This window comes from Arthrobacter dokdonellae, assembly GCF_003268655.1.
GTDB classification, from domain to species: Bacteria; Actinomycetota; Actinomycetes; order Actinomycetales; family Micrococcaceae; genus Specibacter; species Specibacter dokdonellae.
Window position 1 is genome coordinate 2,411,339 of record NZ_CP029642.1, and the last position, 20,836, is coordinate 2,432,174.

22 protein-coding genes and 1 pseudogene are annotated in these 20,836 nt (G+C 67.1%); 18 read left to right on the forward strand and 5 right to left on the reverse strand.

Features of this window, described 5'->3' with window-relative positions; translation table 11 throughout:
- The first annotated feature begins 83 nt into the window (after positions 1-83).
- Genes DMB86_RS10750 through DMB86_RS10785 form a run of 8 tightly spaced genes read left to right on the forward strand, consistent with a single transcriptional unit; the run spans position 84 to position 6,450 of the window.
- Positions 84-386 carry an urease subunit gamma gene (locus DMB86_RS10750; RefSeq protein WP_113717780.1) on the forward strand — a complete coding sequence of 101 codons (303 nt, stop codon included), beginning with the start codon at positions 84-86 and terminating at the stop codon, positions 384-386.
- A gap of 41 nt (positions 387-427) precedes the next feature.
- Positions 428-787, forward strand: a complete 360-nt coding sequence (locus DMB86_RS10755; protein ID WP_113717782.1) for an urease subunit beta — start codon at positions 428-430, stop codon at positions 785-787.
- Positions 784-2,496 carry an urease subunit alpha gene (ureC, locus tag DMB86_RS10760; protein WP_113717784.1) on the forward strand — a complete coding sequence of 571 codons (1,713 nt, stop codon included), beginning with the start codon at positions 784-786 and terminating at the stop codon, positions 2,494-2,496. Before DMB86_RS10755 ends, ureC begins: the two co-directional genes overlap by 4 nt.
- 10 nt (positions 2,497-2,506) lie before the next feature.
- A complete protein-coding gene (ureE, locus tag DMB86_RS10765) occupies positions 2,507-3,001 on the forward strand; it encodes an urease accessory protein UreE (RefSeq protein WP_113717786.1) in 495 nt (164 codons plus the stop codon).
- A gap of 8 nt (positions 3,002-3,009) precedes the next feature.
- Entirely contained in the window at positions 3,010-3,699 is a 690-nt protein-coding gene (locus DMB86_RS10770; protein ID WP_113717788.1) for an urease accessory protein UreF, read from the forward strand.
- Positions 3,700-3,719: 20 nt separating this feature from the next.
- Complete coding sequence (gene ureG, locus DMB86_RS10775; protein WP_113717789.1) at positions 3,720-4,337, forward strand: urease accessory protein UreG; 618 nt, start codon at positions 3,720-3,722, stop codon at positions 4,335-4,337.
- A complete protein-coding gene (locus DMB86_RS10780; RefSeq protein WP_335645000.1) occupies positions 4,334-5,380 on the forward strand; it encodes an urease accessory protein UreD in 1,047 nt (348 codons plus the stop codon). The genes ureG and DMB86_RS10780 overlap by 4 nt, the downstream gene beginning before the upstream one ends.
- Positions 5,380-6,450, forward strand: a complete 1,071-nt coding sequence (locus tag DMB86_RS10785; protein WP_113717791.1) for a HoxN/HupN/NixA family nickel/cobalt transporter — start codon at positions 5,380-5,382, stop codon at positions 6,448-6,450. The genes DMB86_RS10780 and DMB86_RS10785 overlap by 1 nt, the downstream gene beginning before the upstream one ends.
- A gap of 91 nt (positions 6,451-6,541) precedes the next feature.
- Here DMB86_RS10785 and DMB86_RS21030 read toward each other — a convergent pair.
- A pseudogene (locus DMB86_RS21030) lies at positions 6,542-6,682 on the reverse strand (hypothetical protein); the annotation flags it as partial.
- A 133-nt stretch (positions 6,683-6,815) separates the two neighbouring features.
- Here DMB86_RS21030 and DMB86_RS10795 point away from each other — a divergent pair.
- Entirely contained in the window at positions 6,816-7,364 is a 549-nt protein-coding gene (locus tag DMB86_RS10795; protein WP_113717795.1) for an AMIN-like domain-containing (lipo)protein, read from the forward strand.
- Positions 7,365-7,492: 128 nt separating this feature from the next.
- Here the strand turns inward: DMB86_RS10795 and DMB86_RS10800 are convergent, their stop codons facing one another.
- Together DMB86_RS10800 and DMB86_RS10805 are read right to left on the reverse strand one after the other, a co-directional pair.
- Entirely contained in the window at positions 7,493-7,915 is a 423-nt protein-coding gene (locus DMB86_RS10800; protein WP_113717797.1) for a pyridoxamine 5'-phosphate oxidase family protein, read from the reverse strand.
- 8 nt (positions 7,916-7,923) lie between these two features.
- Entirely contained in the window at positions 7,924-9,015 is a 1,092-nt protein-coding gene (locus tag DMB86_RS10805; protein ID WP_227878316.1) for a LacI family DNA-binding transcriptional regulator, read from the reverse strand.
- 239 nt (positions 9,016-9,254) lie between these two features.
- Between DMB86_RS10805 and DMB86_RS10810 the strand changes: the two genes are divergently transcribed.
- Genes DMB86_RS10810 through DMB86_RS10820 form a run of 3 tightly spaced genes read left to right on the forward strand, consistent with a single transcriptional unit; the run spans position 9,255 to position 12,541 of the window.
- Positions 9,255-10,388, forward strand: a complete 1,134-nt coding sequence (locus DMB86_RS10810; RefSeq protein ID WP_113719494.1) for a Gfo/Idh/MocA family protein — start codon at positions 9,255-9,257, stop codon at positions 10,386-10,388.
- 3 nt (positions 10,389-10,391) lie between these two features.
- Complete coding sequence (locus tag DMB86_RS10815; protein WP_113717799.1) at positions 10,392-11,633, forward strand: dihydrodipicolinate synthase family protein; 1,242 nt, start codon at positions 10,392-10,394, stop codon at positions 11,631-11,633.
- Positions 11,630-12,541, forward strand: a complete 912-nt coding sequence (locus DMB86_RS10820; RefSeq protein WP_113717800.1) for a sugar phosphate isomerase/epimerase family protein — start codon at positions 11,630-11,632, stop codon at positions 12,539-12,541. The genes DMB86_RS10815 and DMB86_RS10820 overlap by 4 nt, the downstream gene beginning before the upstream one ends.
- 116 nt (positions 12,542-12,657) lie before the next feature.
- Here the strand turns inward: DMB86_RS10820 and DMB86_RS10825 are convergent, their stop codons facing one another.
- Complete coding sequence (locus DMB86_RS10825; protein WP_113717802.1) at positions 12,658-13,788, reverse strand: PQQ-dependent sugar dehydrogenase; 1,131 nt, start codon at positions 13,786-13,788, stop codon at positions 12,658-12,660.
- A gap of 140 nt (positions 13,789-13,928) precedes the next feature.
- Positions 13,929-14,564 carry a uracil-DNA glycosylase family protein gene (locus DMB86_RS10830; protein ID WP_113717804.1) on the reverse strand — a complete coding sequence of 212 codons (636 nt, stop codon included), beginning with the start codon at positions 14,562-14,564 and terminating at the stop codon, positions 13,929-13,931.
- A 230-nt stretch (positions 14,565-14,794) separates the two neighbouring features.
- On the opposite strand from DMB86_RS10830, the gene DMB86_RS10835 reads away from it, so the two are divergent.
- From DMB86_RS10835 to DMB86_RS10860, 6 genes are all read left to right on the forward strand, one after another.
- A complete protein-coding gene (locus tag DMB86_RS10835; protein ID WP_113717806.1) occupies positions 14,795-15,172 on the forward strand; it encodes a PadR family transcriptional regulator in 378 nt (125 codons plus the stop codon).
- On the forward strand, positions 15,169-16,113 hold the full coding sequence (locus DMB86_RS10840; RefSeq protein ID WP_113717808.1) for a permease prefix domain 1-containing protein: 945 nt from the start codon (positions 15,169-15,171) through the stop codon (positions 16,111-16,113). Before DMB86_RS10835 ends, DMB86_RS10840 begins: the two co-directional genes overlap by 4 nt.
- A gap of 160 nt (positions 16,114-16,273) precedes the next feature.
- Positions 16,274-17,374, forward strand: a complete 1,101-nt coding sequence (locus tag DMB86_RS10845; protein WP_113717810.1) for an ATP-binding cassette domain-containing protein — start codon at positions 16,274-16,276, stop codon at positions 17,372-17,374.
- Complete coding sequence (locus DMB86_RS10850) at positions 17,371-18,156, forward strand: ABC transporter permease (protein WP_113717811.1); 786 nt, start codon at positions 17,371-17,373, stop codon at positions 18,154-18,156. Before DMB86_RS10845 ends, DMB86_RS10850 begins: the two co-directional genes overlap by 4 nt.
- A gap of 162 nt (positions 18,157-18,318) precedes the next feature.
- Positions 18,319-19,554 carry a pyridoxal phosphate-dependent aminotransferase gene (locus DMB86_RS10855; protein ID WP_113717814.1) on the forward strand — a complete coding sequence of 412 codons (1,236 nt, stop codon included), beginning with the start codon at positions 18,319-18,321 and terminating at the stop codon, positions 19,552-19,554.
- A gap of 123 nt (positions 19,555-19,677) precedes the next feature.
- Entirely contained in the window at positions 19,678-20,721 is a 1,044-nt protein-coding gene (locus DMB86_RS10860) for an LLM class flavin-dependent oxidoreductase (protein ID WP_113717815.1), read from the forward strand.
- The last annotated feature ends 115 nt before the right edge of the window (positions 20,722-20,836 follow it).

Below are 20,836 nucleotides of genomic sequence, written 5' to 3' on the forward strand. Positions count from 1 at the left end.
CCGCGGATCTCCGGGCACGGTCGCCTGCCAGTTGTAGATGTCGGGTGGCCACTGGAATCCTTTCCAGACTTGAGGAGAACCATATGCACTTGACGCCACGGGAACACGAAAAACTCATGGTCGTGGTGGCCGCGGACCTGGCACGCCGGAGGCAGGCGCGGCAGCTGAAGCTCAACCATCCCGAAGCGGTGGCAATCCTGACCTACGAGCTGATCGAGGGTGCCCGCGACGGACGCACGGTCGCGGACCTGATGAGCTGGGGCAGCACCATCCTGAACCGGGACGACGTCATGGAAGGCGTCGCGGAAATGATCAAGGACGTCCAGGTCGAGGCGACCTTTCCCGACGGCACGAAGCTTGTCACAGTCCACAACCCCATCCGCTGACGGCCTGTCCCAGCAGAGCGCCGTGCATTGAAAGGCATGCCATGATTCCGGGTGAATACATCCTCCGTACCGATCCCATCACCTGCAACGGGGGTTCAGAATCGAAGTCGCTGCAGGTCACCAACCGCGGGGACCGGCCCATCCAGGTCGGATCGCACTACCATTTCCTGGAAGTCAACAGCGCGCTGGAGTTTGAGCGCGGCGAGGCCCGGGGCTGCCGGCTCGACATCCCGGCAGGCACCGCCGTGCGCTTCGAGCCCGGCGACGCCAAGACCATCAACCTGATAGCGCTCTCCGGCGCCCGGGAAGTCTACGGCTTCCAGAACCGGGTGAATGGTCCCCTCGACGCCGGCACGGCAGGGAGAGTCGACGCCGGCACGGCAGGGAGAGGCAGCAAATGAGCTTCGAACTGAGCCGCAAGCAGTATTCGGACCTGTACGGCCCCACCACCGGTGACGCCGTCCGCCTGGCCGACACCGAACTCTTTGCCGAGATCGAACACGACCTGACGAAGTACGGCGAGGAAGTGGTTTACGGCGGCGGCAAGGTCATCCGCGACGGCATGGGCCAAAACGGACAGCTGATCCGCGACGAGGACATCCCCGACACCGTCATCACCAACGTGGTCGTGCTCGACTACACCGGCATCTACAAGGCCGACGTCGCCCTGCGCGACGGGCACATCTTCAAGATCGGCAAGGCCGGCAACCCGCAAATCTCCGACGGCGTGGACATCACCATCGGCGTGGCCACCGACATCATCGCCGGAGAAGGGAAGATCCTCACAGCCGGCGGCATCGACACCCATGTGCACTTTGTCAGTTCCGACCAGATCCCCGTGGCGCTGGCCTCCGGCGTCACCACCCTCATCGGCGGCGGCACGGGCCCCTCCGACGCCAGCAAGGCCACCACCGTCACCCCTGGCGCCTGGCACATTTCCAAGATGCTCCAGGCCGTGGACAACATGCCCATCAACATCGGCCTGCTCGGCAAGGGCCACGCCAGCGCCCTCGAGCCGCTCGCCGAGCAGATCCGCGCCGGCGCCATCGGGTTGAAGGTCCACGAGGACTGGGGCTCCACCACCTCCTCGATCGACATGTCCCTGCGGGTGGCGGACGAATACGACGTCCAGGTGGCCATCCACTCCGACACGCTCAACGAATGCGGCTTTGTCGAGGACACCATCAAGGCGATCGACGGCCGCGTCATCCACACCTTCCACACGGAAGGCGCCGGCGGCGGCCACGCACCGGACATCATCAAGGTGGCCGGACTGCCCAACGTGCTCCCGGCCTCGACGAACCCCACGCTGCCCTACACGGTCAACACCATCGACGAGCACCTGGACATGTTGATGGTCTGCCACCACCTCAGCCCGGACATCCCGGAGGACGTGGCCTTCGCCGACTCCCGCATCCGCAAGGAGACCATCGCCGCCGAGGACGTCCTGCACGACATGGGCATCTTCTCCATCACCTCCTCCGACTCGCAGGCCATGGGCCGCGTGGGCGAGGTGGTGCTGCGCACCTGGCAGGTGGCCGACGCCATGAAGCGCCAGCGCGGCAAGTATGACGACGACCCCTCCGTGGGCGACAACGCGCGCCTTAAGCGCTTTGTGGCGAAATACACGATCAACCCGGCCATCGCCCACGGCATCGCCGACTCCGTGGGCAGCGTCGAGGAAGGCAAGTTTGCCGACCTGGTGCTGTGGGAGCCGGCGTTCTTTGGCGTCAAGCCGGAGATGGTGCTCAAGGGCGGCCAGATGGTCATGAGCGTCATGGGCGACCCCAACGCCTCCATCCCCACCCCGCAGCCGCGGACCCTGCGCCAGAACTTCGCCGCACTGGGACGGGCCGTGCATTCCTCGTCCATCACGTTCATGTCCCAGGCCGCGGTCGACGCCGGCGTGCCGGCGCAACTTGGCCTGCAGCACGAGGTGCGCCCCTGCCGCGGCATCCGCAACCTCACTAAGGCGGACATGAAGCGCAACGGAGGCACCCCGGACATCCAGGTGGATCCGGAAACGTACGAGGTGCGCGTGGACGGCGAGGTCGTCACCGCGGAGCCGTCAAAGGTCCTGCCCATGGCCCAGCGCTACTTCCTGTTTTAAGGAGAGCGCTGTGATCATCGAAAAGGTCCTGGGCAACAAGTTTGACCCCGCCACACAATCGTTCGACCCGGATTCGCTTGCGGGCCTCCATGAGGAGAAGGTGCTGCTGCCCTCCGCCGCCCTGGTCAAACGCATCCAGCGGGTCACCACGGACCACGGCAAGGAACTGGGCATACGGCTTGCGGGCGACAAGGCGCCTGACCTGCGCGACGGCGACGTCCTGTTCATGGACGGGCACAACGCCATCGTCGTGGCCGTCGAACACACCGACGTGCTGGTCATCGCCCCCGCCTCCATCCAGGAAATGGGGGTGGTGGCCCACAACTTGGGCAACCGGCACATGCAGGCCCAGTTCTTTGGCGCCGGCTCCGAGTACGGCGCGGAAGTGATGGTGCTGGCCTACGACCACACCGTGGAGGACTACCTCAAGCACGTAGGCGTGGCGTACTCGCGGCAGGAACGCGTCATGCCCGTGCCGTTCCGGCACGCCGGACACACGCACTGAGGCCCGGCATGACTTCCACCGCCCCCGCGTACCTTCTGGCGCTGCTTCAGCTCAGCGATTCGGCCCTGCCCACCGGGTCCTTCAGCCACTCCCTCGGCCTGGAAACCAGCCTGCACCGCGGCCAGGTCCACGACGAGCCCACCTTCGCGGACTGGCTGACCCAGTTCATCCGGATCCAGCTGGTCCACAGTGACGGGCTGGCCATCCGCTTCGCACTGGAGGCGGCGAGCGAGGAGGAACTGTTCCGGGTGGACCACGAACTGCACGCCGCTGCGCTGCCCCGGGAAATCCGTGAAGCGGGCGTGAAGATGGGTGCGCGCATGCTGGACATCGCCCGCTCCGTGGCACCTTCCCGGGAACTGGAAAGCTTCGCCAGGGCCGTGGCCCGCGGCGACTGCGCCGGGCACCCCGCCCTGGCGTTTGCCGTGGCGGGAAAGTCCCTGGGAGTACCCGCCGCCGAGCTGCTGGCCACCTACATGTTTTCCACCGCCACGTCGCTGACACAAAACGCCATCAGGGGCATCCCGATCGGCCAAAATGCCGGCCAGCGCGTCCTGCGCGCTGCGCACCGGGAGGTGGGTGACGGCGTCGTGCTTGTCCAAACGCTGGGGCGGGAAGACTTTGGCGTCACCGCGCCGGGGCTGGAGATCGCACAGATGCAGCACGAACGCCAGCGGGCCCGCATGTTCATGTCCTGAAACCGTAGAAGGAGAAAACCATGAAGCCCATCAAGATTGGCATTGGCGGCCCTGTCGGCGCCGGCAAGACCCAGCTCGTGGAGCGCCTCACCCGCGCCCTGGACGGGGAGGTTTCCAGCGCCGCCATCACCAACGACATCTACACCATTGAGGACGCCAAGATCCTGGCCGCGAACAGCGTGCTGCCGCTGGACAGGATCATCGGCATTGAAACCGGCGGCTGCCCCCACACGGCCATCCGCGAGGACACGTCGATGAACTCGGCCGCCGTGGCGGAGCTGGAGGCACGGCACCCGGACCTGCAGGTCATCTTCATCGAGTCGGGGGGCGACAACCTCTCGGCCACGTTCAGCCCGGAGCTGGTGGACTTCTCCATCTACATCATCGATGTGGCACAGGGGGAAAAGATCCCCCGCAAGGCCGGGCAGGGCATGATCAAGTCCGACCTGTTCATCATCAACAAGACGGACCTTGCCCCCTACGTGGGCGCCGACCTCTCGGTGATGGAAGCCGACACGCTGGAATTCCGTGGCCACAAGCCGTACTGCTTCACGAACCTGAAGACCGACGACGGACTGGAACACGTCATCAACTGGCTTAAGCGCGACGTGCTCATGCTGGACCTGGAATCACGGTGACTGAAACCGTCGCTGAGGGCGGACCGGCATTCCCTCGGTTGGGCCCACAAGCGCTAGGGACCCGCGGCGAGCTTGCGAGCCGTGGGAGCGCTTGGGGACTATCCGACTCCTCGGCCGCGGGCGGCCTGCGGGGTCTCCTTTACGCGACCTCCGGGAACACCGGGTCCGCGACCTCCGGGAACACCGGACCCGCCGCCGTCGGCCGGCTTGCTGAACCGTCCACATGGGCCGGGACGCTTTCCCTGTCCATCGACCGGCGCGGAGACAGGTCGATCGCCGTCAAGCAGTACCACGACGGCGCGCTGCGGGTCTTGCGTCCGCATTACCTCGATGAGTCCGGACAGGTTTGTTATGTGGTCATCAATCCCGGCGGCGCCTACCTTGGCGGGGACAAGTACCTCATCGAGGTCGACGTCGCGCCGGGTGCCGAGCTGCTGTTGACGACGCAGTCGGCCACCAAGGTTTACCGCACGCCGGACAGCCGGGCCGAACAACGCCTGCACATCCGGCTGGCGGCCGGCGCCCGCATGGAGCTGCTGCCCGATCCGTTGATCGCCTACCGGGAGGCCAGCTACGGGCAGGTGACAGTGGTGGAGATGGACCCCGGCGCCTCGTTCGTCATGGCCGAGGTGGTGACGCCGGGGTGGTCGCCGGATGGAAAGCCGTTCCGCTACGACGAAATACGGATGCGCAACGAAATCTCCATTGGCGGCCGGCTGGCCGTGTTGGACAACCTCCTGATCCGGCCCGGGACGGGTTCACCGGTGGACGGCATGTCCTTCATGGACCGCCACACCCACCTGGGTTCGCTGCTGGTCATGGACGCCCGCGTCGACGCGGCGTTGGTCGACGAGCTTCACGCCGCGCTGGCGCCCATGGATCCGCAAGGGCAGCTGGGCATCACGCTCCTGGACGGTCCGGGACTGGCGCTGCGTGCACTCTCCGGCACCACCGAACCGTTGAATGAAATGCTGGCCGCCGCCGTCGACCTGCTGCGTGGCCGCTGGCACGGCCAGGACCCGCTGAACCTGAGGAAGTATTGATGACCGCCACCGCCCGGATGGGATACCTTGAGCGCGAGCAGCTGCCTGTTGTCCGGCGCGCCGGTGCCACCTTTGCGGCGGTGGCCCTGCTTCACTTCATGGTGGCGGCACTGCTGACCTTTTCGCTGCTCCACGACGCCCACCCGCTGGCGCTGGGACTGGTGCTGGCAGCGTACATGGCCGGCGTCAAGCACAGCTACGACTGGGACCACATCGCGGCCATTGACAATTCGAGCAGGAAATTCGCGGCGCAGGGCCGGGCGCCCGTCAGCGTCGGCTTTGCGTTCAGCATGGGGCACAGTTCCGTGGTGCTTCTCGCCGGCATCCTAGTGGTCAGCGGTGCCGGCATCATGGGTACCATGCTGCAGGAAGGATCCGCAGCCAACATGGTGCTGGCAGGCATTGGGGCCGGCGTCTCCGCCCTGTTCCTGCTGTCCATCGGCCTGTTCAACGGCTCCGCGTTCCTCAAGGCGAATGTGCTGTACCGGCGCGTCCGCCACGGCGGGACGGTGGCCGACGGCGAACTTACCCCCACCGGAATGGTGGCGCGGCTGATGAACAAGCCCCTGTCGCGCGTCAAGCGGCCCCGCGACATCTACGTGCTCGGCTTCCTCTTTGGCCTTGGCTTTGACACCGCCTCCACGATCGCGTTCCTGGTGCTGACCGCCTCCGCCGCACTGGCCGGGATCTCCATTGCCGCGCTGCTTGCCCTGCCTCTGGCCTTCACGGCCGCCATGACGCTGTGCGACACCGCCAACGGGATGGCGATGATGAAAATGTACCGCTCGGCGATCATGAACCCGGCCCGGCGGATCGGATTCAACATGGTGGTCACCGGGCTTTCGGCCACGTCGGCGCTGTTCATATCGGTGCTGACCATCGCGGCCATCCTGCACGACGCATTGGGCCTGGCGGACCCCGTCACCACGTGGCTCGCCGGGCTGGACCTGGGCCACGCCGGACTGCTGCTCGTGGGCCTGTTCCTGGCGGTGTGGGGGATCGCCGCACTCGGCTGGCGCCGGGACCGCACCGGCGCGCCGGGATTGGAAACCGGCGTCGAATACCAATAGGGGCGGGTGCCACCCACGCCCACGGAACGCCGGTCAGGTTGCGGGCCTGGACGCGGCCCGTCACCGTGGCCCGCTTCCTGGTCCGCTCCATCACGGTGTCGATGTCGCGGTCCAGGACGTTGTTTAGCACGCAGGCGGAGCCGATCACCAGCGTGGTGCCGATGCAGACACCCACAAACAGCGGCCAGTCCACGCGCCCGGTAACGGAAGGGCGGCGGGGCCTGAGGCGCATAACGTTTGAGACCACCGGCGACGCACGTTAACGATTCGCCGCCGTTTCGGTGCAGGGGGTCGCCCGCGTACCGCGGTGGCGCTGATACTGGACCTACCCATCACCCCGCCCAAACACAGAGGAAGCGTTCCCCATGAGAAAGTTCACGTCATGGCTGGCAGTACTGGGGCTGCTCGCCGCCTTCGTTTTCGTCGCGCCAAGCCAGGCACAGGCAGCACCCTACTGCGGGATCACCTGGGGGTCGCTGGCCAAGTCGGCCGGCACCCTCTCCAGCGCGCCCATCACCAACGTCAGGGCAGGCCAACACCCCTGCTTTGACCGCGTCGTCGTTGACATCGGCGGCCACGCCGGAGGCTACACCGTGCAGTACGTCACGGCGGTCCACAGGGAGGGCAGCGGTGCCGTGGTGCCGCTGCGCGGAGGAGCCTTCCTGCAGGCAACGGTCAAGGATCCCACATACAACGTTGCCACCGGCGCCCAAGTCTACCGGCCCGCCAACCCGAATGAACTGGTCAACACGGCCGGCTTCGCCACTTTCCGCCAGGTGGCCCTGGCCGGCAGCTTTGAATCCCAGACAACCCTTGGCATGGGGGTGCGGGCCAGGCTCCCGTTCACCGTGTTTGTCCTGTCCGGTCCGGGCAGCCAGTCGCGGCTGGTGATTGACGTGGCGCACAGGTGGTAGCGGGTCACCCGCGTTCCTGCGGGCAGCTGACGATTCCTGCGGGCAGCTGACGGTTCCTGCGGGCAGCTGACGACGGCGCGTTCCCTGCCAAGGCGGGGAACGCGCCATCGTACCGGGAGATGGCTGCCCTAGCGGTCCGGTTCGGTGCCGAGCTCAAAGCGGAAGCCGCTGACGTTGCCCGGGGTAATTTCCACGTACGTGTACTTCCTCGTCCGGATCCACGGTGCCAGGGGCAGCAGGTCCAGGGCGTCGATCTCGCTTTGCGACTCGACCACGCGGGCCGTGCCCTCCACCACCACGCTCCAGGCCTCCGACTCCGCGATCCCGTCAATTTCAAAGGCCACCGAGTTGTTGACCGTCAGCTGGGCCAGCTTGGTGCCGGGGTTGGTGCGCATGAGCAGCCTGCCGTCGTGCGCCAGGTAGTTGATGGGGAAGATGTTCGGAACGTCGGCCACGCTGACCGCCAGCCGGCCAAACGAGGTGTGTTCCAAAAATCGCCAGGCATCTTGAGTGGACATTGCTTCGCCGGGGTGCTCGTCGTTGGTCGTCATGGTGCTGATTATGCCTCGTCCGGCTGTGCGGCGCCCGCACTTTCGCGTAATACCACCTGGCCCGCGATGGCGGCGTCGGAACTGCGCGACGGGTCCAACGCCAGTTCCGCCGCGAGCCGCCCGATCTGTTCCAAGGGCAGCCGGTAGGTGGTCAGGCCGGGGGAGTGGTCGCGCAGGGTGGGGATGTCGTCAAAGCCGGCCACCTGCACGTCCTGGGGGATGCGCAGCCCGCGCGAGCGCAGCGCCGTCATGGCGCCGAGGGCCATGACGTCGTTGGCCGCCAGCAGGCACAGGCCTGCCGCGCCGGCGTCGTCCCCGGGGCCCGCTCCAATCCCGGTGACCGCGTCCTTGTCGGCGATGCCCACTTGTTCCAGGCATTCCAGTGTGGCGTCGAAGCCGCCCTGGCTGTTGAACGCGCCCGGCACCACGGCCACCGGCTCAAGGCCCGCGGCGGCCAGCGCCCGCGTGAAACCCTCCACGCGGTGGCGGGCAGTGTTGCGCTCCGGCGGCCCGGCCAGGATGGCGAAACGCCGGTGGCCCTGTTCGATGAGGGCGGCGGCCAGGGCGGCGGCACCCTCCTCGTTGGGCAGGGTGAGCGATTGCGCCCCCGGGATGTGCGTGGCGCCCAGGGCCACCACGCGTCCGCCATTGGCGATGTAGCGCCCCAGTGCGGCGGAAAGCCGGGGGTCCTCGCTGTGCAGGCGCGAGGCCGCCAGGATGATTGCGTCGGTGCGGTAGGAGATGAAGGCATTGACGGCGGAGAGCTCGGCCCCGCCCTCCGATTCGGTGTCGCCGGCAATGTCCGTGCCGGCCAGCAGTACCTGGTGGCGGCGTTTCAGGGCGGCCTCCTGGACGCCGTGGGCAATGGCTGAGAAATAGGGGTCGGCGATGTCATGGACCACCAGGCCCACCAGTCCGGTGGTGGAGCGGGCCAGCGCCTGCGCCTGCGCGTTGGCCACATAGCCCAGCTCCTCCGCGGCGGCCCTCACGCGGTCGGCGATGCCGGCCGCGGGCGTGCGGTCGGAGCCGTTCAGGACCCTCGAGGCGGTGGCAAGCGACACGCCGGCCTGCCGGGCCACTTCTGTTAGTTTCACGCTCACGGTGGCGTCCTTCTCGTGTTTGCTCGCAGGGATCCGGCGGGCCGGGCAAGGGCCTTGACCGGACGTTAGCTACAGCATATATTGGAAAGCGCTTTCCAAATTCCAGGCCGCGCCGGTCCCCCCGGTTCCGGCCGCCCGCCGCTTCCAAGGAGTTACCAGTGACGCTGACATCAACCACCGAGCAGACGGCCGCCGCCGACACCACCACCGACGGCAGGAAAAAGGTCATCCGCATTGCCATGAACGGCATCACCGGACGCATGGGCTACCGCCAGCACCTGCTGCGCTCCATCCTGCCGCTGCGCGAAACCGGGCTGACGCTCGAAGACGGCACCAAGGTTGCCATTGAGCCCATCCTGGTAGGCCGCAACGCCGAGAAGGTCCGCGAACTGGCCGAGCTGCACAACGTTGCGCACTGGACCACCGACCTGGACGCGATCATTGCAGACCCCACGGTCGACGTCGTCTTCGACGCCTCCATGACGAGCCTGCGCGCCGCCACACTGAAGAAGGCCATGGGCAACGGCAAGCACATCTTTACGGAGAAGCCCACGGCGGAGACCCTCGAAGAGGCCATTGAGCTGGCCCGCATCGGCCGGGAAGCCGGCATCACCGCAGGCGTAGTGCACGACAAGCTGTACCTGCCGGGCCTGGTCAAGCTGCGCCGCCTCGTGGACGAAGGCTTCTTCGGCCGCATCCTCTCCATCCGCGGGGAATTCGGCTACTGGGTCTTCGAAGGCGACCACCAGGCCGCCCAACGCCCGTCCTGGAACTACCGCAAGGAAGACGGCGGCGGCATGACCACGGACATGTTCTGCCACTGGAACTACGTCCTGGAGGGCATCATCGGCACGGTCAAGTCCGTCAATGCCAAGACCGCCACCCACATCCCCGCCCGCTGGGACGAGGCAGGCAAGGAGTACAAGGCCACGGCCGACGACGCCGCCTACGGCATCTTCGAACTGGAGACGCCCGACGGCGACGAAGTGGTGGGGCAGATCAACTCCTCCTGGGCGGTGCGCGTCTACCGCGACGAACTCGTGGAGTTCCAGATCGACGGCACCCACGGCTCCGCCGTCGCCGGGCTGAACAAGTGCGTGGCCCAGCAGCGCGCGCACACGCCCAAGCCCGTCTGGAACCCGGACCTGCCCGTGACCGAATCCTTCCGTGCGCAATGGCAGGAAGTCCCGGCCAACGCGGACCTGGACAACGGCTTCAAGCTGCAGTGGGAGGAATTCCTGCGCGACGTCGTGGCCGGGCGCGAGCACCGCTTTGGCCTGCTGTCCGCAGCCCGCGGCGTGCAGCTGGCCGAACTGGGCCTGCGGTCCTCCGCCGAGCGCCGCACCTTGGACATCCCGGAAATCGAGCTCTAGGCCATGGCGATTTCAATCACCCTTCCGCGCGCCGCCGGTGCGCTTGAAACACTCACCCTCAACCCCACCGGGCCGTGGCGCAAGCCCGCCGGGCTGATCACGTCCCGCAAGGTCTACGCCGCGGCCCACGTCATCCCGGAGGTGCTGGGCAACAACGTCCCCGGCGCGCCGGCCGACATCGACTGGGACGCCACCCTGGCCTTCCGCCGCGAGCTGTGGAGCTGGGGCGTGGGCATCGCGGACGCCATGGACACGGCCCAGCGCGGCATGGGACTGGACTGGCCCGCCACGCAGGAGCTCATTGCCCGCAGCGCCGCCGAGGCGGCGAAGATCGCGACGCCGGAGCGCACTGTGCGCGACCTCCTCGCCTGCGGTGCCGGGACCGACCAGCTCGATCCGGCCGGCGTTTGGCCTGGCGCGGCCGGCCTGGAAGCCGTGCTGGCCGCCTACCGCGAGCAGATCTCCGTCGTCGAGGCATCCGGCGCCAAGGTCATCATCATGGCCTCCCGCGCCCTGGCCAAGGTGGCCAGCGGCCCCGAGGACTACCTGGCCCTCTACGGCACGCTGCTCTCCGAGGTCAAGGAACCTGTGGTCCTGCACTGGTTGGGCACCATGTTCGATCCCGCCCTGGCCGGGTACTGGGGCAGCGATGACATTGCCGCCGCCACGGCCACCTTCCAGCAGCTCATCCAGGCGCACGCCGCCAAGGTTGACGGCGTGAAGGTATCCCTGCTCGACGCCGGCCACGAAGTTGCGCTGCGTGCCTCCCTTCCCGAGGGCGTGCGTCTGTACACCGGCGACGACTTCAACTACCCCGAGCTGATCGACGGCGACGGCACGCACTACTCGGATGCCCTGCTGGGCATCTTTGCCGCGATCGCCCCTGCCGCCTCAACCGCCCTGCAGGAGTACGACGCCGGCCGCGCCGCCGAAGCCCGTGCCATCCTCGACTCGACGCGTGAGCTGGGCCTGCACATCTTCGAGGCACCCACCTACTACTACAAGACCGGGATCGCGTTTCTCGCCTGGCTGAACGGCTACCAGGCCGGCTTCCAGATGGTCGGCGGCCTGCACTCGGGCCGCGACGTCAACCACCTGGTGGAGCTGTTCCGCCGCGCCAACACGGCCCGGCTGCTGCTCAACCCCGGGATGGCCGCCACCCGCATGGCCGGCTTTCTGAACGCCGCCGGCGTCGAATCAGCGGTCTCCGCGGAAGCCACCGTGCCGGAAGGGGCCAGTGCATGAAGACCTTTGAAAAGCTGTCCATCAACACGGCCACCATCAAGAAGGCATCGCTGGCCGAGGCCCTCGACCTCAGCGTTGCGGCAGGGTTGAAGCACATTGGCCTGTGGCGCGACAAGGTCGCCGAAGCCGGCCTGGACACCGCCGTCGAGCTGGTCAAGGCGTCAGGCCTGCAGGTTTCCAGCCTGTGCCGCGGCGGCTTCCTGACGGCTGCCGATGGCCGCGGCCAGGCGGCTGCCCTTGCCGACAACAAGGCGGCCATCCTGGAAGCGAAGGCGCTCGGCACCACGGAAGTCATCATGGTGGTTGGCGGGCTGCCCGACTTCAGCGTGGCCCCCGGAGCCGTCGACGGCGGCGTAGGGGAAGGTGCCGCCGACCCTGCTGTCCAAACGGGCGGCAAGGACCTGGTCTTGGCCCGGCAGCGGGTGGGGGACCGCCTCGCCGAGCTGGTGCCATTCGCACTGGAGCACGGCGTGCGGCTGGTGCTGGAGGCGCTGCACCCCATGTACGCGGCGGACCGCGCTGTGCTCTCAACCCTGGGCCAGGCCTTGGACTTGGCAGCGCCGCACCCGGTCGAGGCCGTGGGCGTCGTGGTGGACACCTTTCACGTCTGGTGGGACCCGGCCCTGCAGGAGCAGATTGCCCGGGCCGGGGCCGAAGGCCGCATCGCCTCCTACCAGGTGTGCGACTTCAACCTGCCCATCGCCGCCGATGCGCTCTTGTCCCGCGGCTTCATGGGCGACGGCGTCATTGACTTCGCCTCCATCGGCCGGTGGGTTGCCGAGGCCGGCTACGACGGCGTGGTCGAGGTGGAGATCTTCAACGATGACATCTGGAACCTGCCCTACGCCGACGTCGTCGACACCGTCAAGGCGCGCTACGCCGAACTCGTGGCCCCGCACCTGACGTAGGGGCGTCCTGCCGGCTTCCGCTGGGTCCGCCGCGCGCAGAAAGATTTATTTGGGCTCGTTCCTCGCCGAAAGTCCGTGCGCGCCATCCGGCCCAGCGTACGCCGGCCGTTGCCCGATCAGGGCTGGAGTTCCACGATCCTGTCGTCGCCAAGCTTGGGGGTGCCGCGGCCGTCCGTGTTGTTCGTCAGGACACGCAGCAGGCCGCCGTGCGTTAACGCCACATCGCGCAGGCGGCCCAGCTGCCCGGTGAGGAACGCCTGCGCGGTGGGAGTCCCGGCCAGGTCCACCACCCAGAGCCGCTCGCCGCGCAGCGCGGCCATGTACAGGGTTGTGCCGCTGATGGCAATGCCGCTGGGGCTTGCCTGGTCCGTGGGCCAGACAAGCACCGGGTTGGTGAACCGGGCCAGGTCCCGGCCCCCCATTCCCTCGACGGTGGGCCAGCCGTAGTTTTTGCCGGGCTTGATGTCGTTGAGTTCGTCCCAGGTGTTCTGGCCGAACTCGGACGCCCACATGCGGCCGCGGCTGTCCCAGGCGATGCCCTGCACGTTCCGGTGCCCCATGCTCCAGACCGGGCTGCCGGGGAACGGGTTGCCGGCGGGAATGCCGCCGTCGGGCGTGAGGCGCAGGATCTTCCCGGACAGCGACGACCTGTTCTGCGCGTTGGCGTTGTTGCCGGCGTCGCCCGTGCCCGCGTACAGCATCCCATCGGGGCCGAAGGCGATGCGGCCCCCGTTATGGTTGGTGGACTTGGGGATGCCCTGGAGGACGACGGTGGCCGGACCCAAGGACCTGCTGCCGGCGGCGCCCAGCAAGGGCATCCGCACGATCCGGTTGTCAACCGCCGTGGTCAGATACGCGTAGACGTCAAGGCAGCCGGTGTGCGGGTCGGCGCCCGGGTGACAGCTGCCCAGCCGCGTGGCCAGGCCAAGCAGCCCGCCCTCGCCCTGGTGGACCACACCCGGCACGGTGCCGGCGACGCGCTTGGCGCCCGACGCCGACACCTCCAGCACCTGCCCCGAGTCCCGTTCACTCACAAGGGTTGACTGGTCGGCGAGCACGGCCATGGACCACGGCGAGTCAAGGCCCGTGGCGAGCCCCACAACCGTTGAGGCGCTTTCGGTGGGGACCGGCGCAGGTGCCTGGCAGGCCGCCAGTGCCGCGGATGCTGATACCGCGCACCCGGCGGCAAGCAGCCGCCGCCGCGAAAGGCGTGGAACTTGCGCTGGGCCGTGCGTCGTCGCAGCCATGGCCACAGCCTAACGGAACGGGCATGGGACAGGAGGTGCCGGCGTCGTCTGCTCAAGATCTGTGTTGCACCAGTTGGCCGGAAAACGCCGAAAAACAGGGAAATCGGTCCAACTTGTGCAACACAGCTGTGGGCGGGACCCTAGCGGCCCTTGACGGGGATGCCGTTGCGGGTCATGGATTCCGCGTAGGCCTTGGCGGACTCCAGCAGCCAGCCGGCCTGGCGTTCGGCGGAACCGGCAAAGCTGCGCCCGCTCAGGGACCGCACCTTGTAAATGCCGAAGCCGCGTTTGTAGAGCATCGGGCCCTGGGCCTTGAGGAGCTGGTCCGCCAGGCGGTGGGCCTCGGTGCCGTGGGCCACGAGGGCGGAGGCACGGGGGACCAGGGTCATGAACTTCGCCAACGGGCGCAGGCCCTGCTCGATCTGCGGGGCGGTGAGCCTTCCGTTGGGCTGGCCCGGCGTATACCAGGGGTGGACGTTCCACGGCATCACGTAGCTGGGACGCAGGCCCAGCTGCCAGTGGATCCCCAGCAGGCGGGTGGTGGCCTGCTCGTCGCCCGCCGTGATGTAACCGGACTCGTCCATCTCGCCCACGTTGGAGAAGAGGCTGATGATGCGGCAATCATCGACATCGTGAACCGGATCCACATACGCCACCTGCTGCGCAGGCCGGGCTTCGGCCAGGGAGTCGCAGAGTTCCGTAATGGGTGCAATGTTCTCGTCGTAACGACGGTTCCAGAGCTGTTCACGCGGTGATTCAGTTGCCACGGATGTCATTGAGGGCTTGGTCTCCTTGAGGGTGAAAGTGATGTGACAGGCGCTTCCCCACGAGGCCCTTGTCCAGCATTTCAGCCTACCAATCTTTGGCCGTCCGCCGCTGCGGGCGGGTTGTGCTAGGCCCGTGGGCAGTGCGCCGTTTGTGAGAAATTCAACAGCCTTTGTGGGGACCGTGGAAGTTCTGAAATACCTCTTCCATGTCGATTACCTGATCTGATACAGTAGTTGACATGACGCAGAACTTGAAGGGCCCGGCGCCGCAGACCGAGCCATTTGCCGCGGACTTGCTGCGCGGGCACACCGACACGATCGTGCTGGGCGTGCTGCGTGACACCGAGCGCTACGGCTTCGAGATCTACAAAATGATCCGTGACGCCACGGGCGGGCTGTACGAGATCAAGGAAGCCACGCTTTACGCCACCTATCGCCGACTCGTGAAGGACGGGCTGGTCGAGGCCAGCTGGGGCGATGAAACCCAGGGCGGGCGGCGCAAGTATTACCGGATCACCGACGCCGGGCGGGCCGTCTACCAGCAAAATGTCCGCGACTGGACGGCAACGCAGCACGTCATCAATACACTCCTGAACCTGAAAGGCGGCCAGTCATGAGCGGTGCCGGACAATCCAACATCCATCGCCACCTCGACGAGGCCTTTGCGGGACTGGCCATGACGCCGGAGCTGCAGGACCTGAAGGAGGAGATCAGGTCCAATTTGTCGGCGCGGGTCGACGAACTTCGTCAATCCGGCGCCACCGACGATGAGGCGGCGGCGACGGCGATCACGGAACTTGGCGACATCGGGGAGCTCATCCGCCAGGAATCGGCGGGGGAGGTGGCGGAATCCGTTAGCCCCGGACTGGCGCAGGTCAGGGACTGCGCCCGCAACCGCGTCAGGCCGAACGCCGGCTTTGTCACCGGCGCGGTGCTGCTGTCCGTGCTGGCGGTGGCGTCGCTCCTGCTGTTCGTCATGGTTCTGGGACCCTCCGGAAATCCGGGAATGGCGGTGCTGTCCAGCTTTGTTCTTGCAGTTTCCGTTGGGGTGATTGTCTGCTGGAGCCTGCGGCAGGAGACTGGCCACAACTATCCGGTGCCGCCGCGCCGTGCACTGGCCTACGGTGCGGCGGCGGCTGCCGGCGTCGTCGGGCTTGCACTGTGCGCTCTCGTCACGACGGCGGGGACGGGCATGCTGGTTGCAGGCGTGTTCGTGGTCCTGGGATCCGTGGTGGGCTTCATTCGGCTGGGGATCTCGCAGACCAACCGGAAGAAGCCCTGGGTGCGTGAGGTACAGCGCGGGTTTGAGGGGCAGGACCGTTTTTCACAGGATCCGGCGGCCGCCGCACGGTTTGGCATGTATGTCGGTGCCCTCTGGATTGCCGCCCTCGCCGTGTTTGCCGTGCTGACGTTCACGGTGGGCATTGCCTGGTCCTGGCTTGCGATCCTGGCCGCGCTGGCAGCCACCATGGTGATCCTGGCCCGCATGCTCTTTCCCGCCGGCGGCGCCAACACCGGCCCCGCCGCCCCGCGAAAGCACGGCCCGGCACCGAACTGACCACCCAAATACAAGTGGCCCGGATGTTCGAGCATCCAGGCCACCTGTACCAACCATTGAGTCTCCCAAACGGGAATTGCGCTAACAATTACTCAAGGCACACTTGGAAGTTTACGCCAGCGCAACCTGGACGGGAGGCTCCTTTCCAAAGGAGCCAACCATGGCACAAGCACAACCAGCACTGGAGGCCCGCGGGCTTGCCAAGTCCTACCCGGGCGGGCGCGGCAAGCCGCGCGTTGAAGCCCTTGCGGGGCTCAGCTTTACCGTCGCCGCCGGCACGATCTTCGGCCTGCTCGGCCCCAACGGCGCCGGCAAGTCCACCACCGTCAAGATCCTCGCCACCCTGGCCCGCGCCGACTCGGGCAGGGCCACCGTTGCCGGGATCGACGTCGGACGCCACCCAGCAAAGGTCCGGCGCACCATCGGCTTTGTCGCCCAAAAGCAGGTCTCCGACCCCATGGACACGGGACGGGAAAACCTGGTCCTCGCCGGCCGGCTGCAAGGCCTGCCCGGCTCCCGGGCCAAGGCCCGGGCTGCGTGGCTGCTGGAGCGGTTTTCGCTCACAGACGCCGGCAACCGGCAGGTCAAGAGCTACTCGGGCGGTATGGCCCGCAAGCTGGACGTGGCGATGGGCCTGATGCACGGCCCGCAAGTGCTGTTCCTGGACGAGCCCACCACGGGCCTGGACCCGGAATCCCGGGCCGACATGTGGGCCGAGCTCGAATCCATGGCCAGCGCCGAGGAAATGACCATCTTGCTCACCACCCACTACCTCGAGGAGGCGGACCGCTTGGCCGGCAGGCTGGCCATCGTGGACCACGGCCGGATCGTGGTGGAAGGCACGCCCGAGGAGCTCAAGGACGGGCTCCATGGCGACGCCATCACGCTGAAGCTGGCGGCGCCGCAAGGTGCCCACGGAAGCGGTGCCGACGGACACGGGCGTACGGCGGCGGACGCCCTTGAGTCACTTTCAAGGGCGGGACTTTTGCGTGAGCCCTTCCTCGACGGCGACATCCTGCGTGGCCGCGTCGATTCCGGCGCCGCCGCGCTGCCGGTGGTCCTTCAGCAGCTGGCGGCGGCCGGGTTAGAGGCGGCCACGGCCACCGTGTCCCGGCCCAGCCTGGACGACGTCTACCTGCGCCACACCGGGCGCGCCTACAGCGCCGGTTCGCAGGGCGCCGGTCCACACAGCGCCGGTTCTCAGGGCGCCGGTCCACAGGACGCCCCCAGCGGGGCTGCCAGTGAAGTGAGCGAGGCATGAGCGCCCTGACCATGGCCGGCCACACGGCGTTCCTCACCGCGCGGCAGCTGCGCGCGTTCATGCGTGTCCCCGCGTACCTGGTCATGAACCTGATCCAGCCCATCATCTGGCTCCTCCTGTTCGGCCAGCTGTTCAAGTCCGTGGTCGACATCCCCGGGTTCTCCGGCGGCGGCGACTACCTGGTCTTCCTCACCCCGGGCATCGTGATGATGATGGCCTTGTTCGGCAGCGCCTGGGCCGGCACCAGCTTCATCCAGGACATGGACCGGGGCGTGCTGGACCGCTTCCTCTCTTCGCCCACCAGCCGCAGCGGCCTGGTCGTCGCCACGATGCTCTACCAGGCCGTGCTGACCGTCATCCAGACACTGGTGGTGCTCGGCGTGGCCTGGCTGGCCGGCGCAAGGTTCGACGGCGGATGGCCGGGCCTTGCGGTGCTCCTCCTCGCCGCCGTGCTGCTGACCTTCATCTTCGCGGCGTTCTCGAACGCCATGGCACTGCTGGCGCGGGCGCAGACGGCGCTGATCGCCATCTCCCAGGTCATCGCTTTCCCGCTGATGTTCCTCAGTTCGGCCATCATGGACACCGGCCTGTCGCCGGCGTGGGTACGCAACGTGGCACGTTTCAACCCGTTTGAATGGGCGGTGACAGCGGGCCGCGGTTCGCTGCAGACCGCGCCGGATTGGGGCGCCGTGTGGGGATCGTTGGGGCTGCTTGCGGCGCTGGCCGTTGTCATGACGTGGCTGGCGGCGCGGGCGTTCCGCGTCTACCAGCGCTCCGCATAGCGTGGCCGGGCGCCCCGGGCGCCTGCGTGCCGCGGTCCGGCGCTCCGGCCCGGGCCGGCGCGGGGCACCCGGGACGGCAGGCGCCGTCGTGCTTGCTTCCTGTGCGACCGCCATGTGGACGGAGCCGCGGGCCGCGGGCCGGCCTGTGTGAAAATAGAGTTCATGCGCCCCATGCAACACTCCAGCAAACTTGCCAATGTACGGTATGAACTTCGCGGCCCGATTCTCCACGCGGCCCAGAAGATGGAGGCGGAGGGGCACCGGATCCTGCGCATGAACCTGGGGGACACCGCCCCGTTCGGCCTGGAGGCGCCCGAATCGATCGTGGTGGACATGATTCACCACCTGCGCGGGGCACAGGGCTACAGCGATTCCAAAGGCATCTTTTCCGCCCGGACCGCCATCTCGCAGTACTACCAGACCCAGGGACTGATGCAGATCGGCGTCGATGACATTTTTGTCGGAAACGGCGTCAGCGAGCTGATCTCCATGACCTTGCAGGCCTTCCTGGAAAACGGCGATGAGGTGCTGATTCCGGCGCCCGACTACCCGCTGTGGACCGCCTCCGTCACGCTGACCGGCGGCGTGCCCGTCCACTACCTGTGCGACGAGGACAACGAGTGGTGGCCGGACATGGCGGACGTGGCGGCGAAGATCACCCCCGCCACCCGCGCGATTGTCATCATCAACCCCAACAACCCCACCGGCGCCGTCTACCCGCGCCATATCCTGGAGCGGTTCGTCGAACTGGCGCGCGAGAACGATCTCGTCATCTTTGCTGATGAGATCTACGAGAAGATCCTCTACGACGGCCGCACCCACATCCATATGGCCTCCCTGGCCGACGACGTCTGCATGCTCACCTTCAGCGGCCTGTCCAAGGCGTATCGGATGCCCGGCTACCGTGCCGGCTGGGTCGCGCTGTCCGGACCGCGTGCCGCCATGGCCGAGTTCAAGGAATCGCTGGAACTCATCGCCTCGCTGCGCCTGTGTTCCAACGTTCCGGCACAGCACGCCATCCAGACGTCGCTTGGCGGCTATCAAAGCATCAACGACCTCACGAAGCCGGGCGGACGTCTCTGCGAACAGCGGACGCGGGCTTCGCAGCTGCTCAACGCGCTGCCCGGCGTCTCCTGCGTTCCCGCGTCGGGGGCCATGTACCTGTTCGTGAAGCTGGACCCGGAGATGTATCCCATCGACAACGACGAAAAGTTCGTGATCGACCTGCTGCAGGACCAGAAGATCCTTGTCTCCCACGGCACCGCCTTCCACTGGCCCACGCCCGACCATTTCCGCTTTGTCCTGCTGCCCTCCGTGCGCGACATCGAGGAGGCCGTGCGGCGGATATCCACCTTCCTGGCCGTGTACCGCAGCAAGGCCACGACGGCGCGACGGTAGTTTTTCTTCACCCCTCCCGCTGCGGGGAATAGTTCCGCAGGCCGGCCAGTTCCCCTCTGTAGATGCAAACGCATGTTTCTCGGCTTCATGGCCGGGACTGGGGCAAGGAAAAGGGAGCAAGGCATGACCGCGGCTGAATTCGAACTGGGACTGGACACCTTTGGGGACGTCACCTTGGACGCGGACGGCCGCGCCAAGCCGGCCGCGCAGGTGATTCGCGACGTCGTCGAACAGGCAGTGCTGGCGGATTCCCTGGGGCTGGACTCGTTTGGAGTTGGCGAACACCACCGCGACGATTTCTCCGTGTCGTCGCCCGACATGGTGCTTGCGGCCATCGCCGGACGGACCAAGCGCATCCGGCTGGGTTCCGCAGTCACAGTGCTCAGTTCCGATGACCCCATCCGGGTGTTCCAGAGGTTTTCCACGCTCGACGCCGTTTCCTCCGGCCGGGCCGAAGTCACGCTGGGCCGCGGCTCCTTCACGGAATCGTTTCCGCTGTTTGGGCTGGACTTGGCACAGTATGAGGAATTGTTTGAGGAGAAGCTGGCACTGTTCGCCGAGCTCCTGAAGCAGGAGCCGGTCTCCTGGAGCGGCAAGACGAGGCCGGCGTTGTCGGAACAGATGGTCTTTCCGCACCTCGAGTCGGGCACGCTGAAAACCTGGGTCGCTGTGGGCGGCAGCCCACAGTCGGTGGTCCGCGCCGCCAGCTACGGGCTGCCGCTGATGCTCGCCATCATCGGCGGGGAGCCGCTTCAGTTTGCGCCGTTCACCGAGCTCTACCACCGTGCACTGAAGGAATTTGGCCAACCGGACCAGCCCATCGGCGTCCACTCGCCGGGGCACATTGCCGAGACGGACGAACAGGCCATGGAGGAATTGTGGCCGCACTATGCCGCGATGCATAACCGCATCGGACGTGACCGCGGCTGGCCGCCCCTGACCCGCATGCAGTTCAATGCCACGGCGAGCCCAAAAGGTGCGCTGATGGTCGGCTCGCCGGAAACTGTGGCCCGCAAGATCACCGCGGTCGCCAAGGCGCTGGGGCTGTCCCGCTTTGATCTCAAATACAGCCACGGCACGCTGCCGCACGAGCAGATGCTCAAAAGCATTGAGCTTTATGGCACGCTTGTGGCCCCCGTCGTCAGGGGAAACCTGCGTAAGGGCTGATTCGCCTGCGGCCCGGCCCTTCGGCGCCGCTGCGGCGCGCGGGCCTTGGCGGGCCCGGGTCCGGGTCCGGTGGGCGAGGCCGGCCCGGGTCGACTGAGACTCTGGCGCCGCCCTG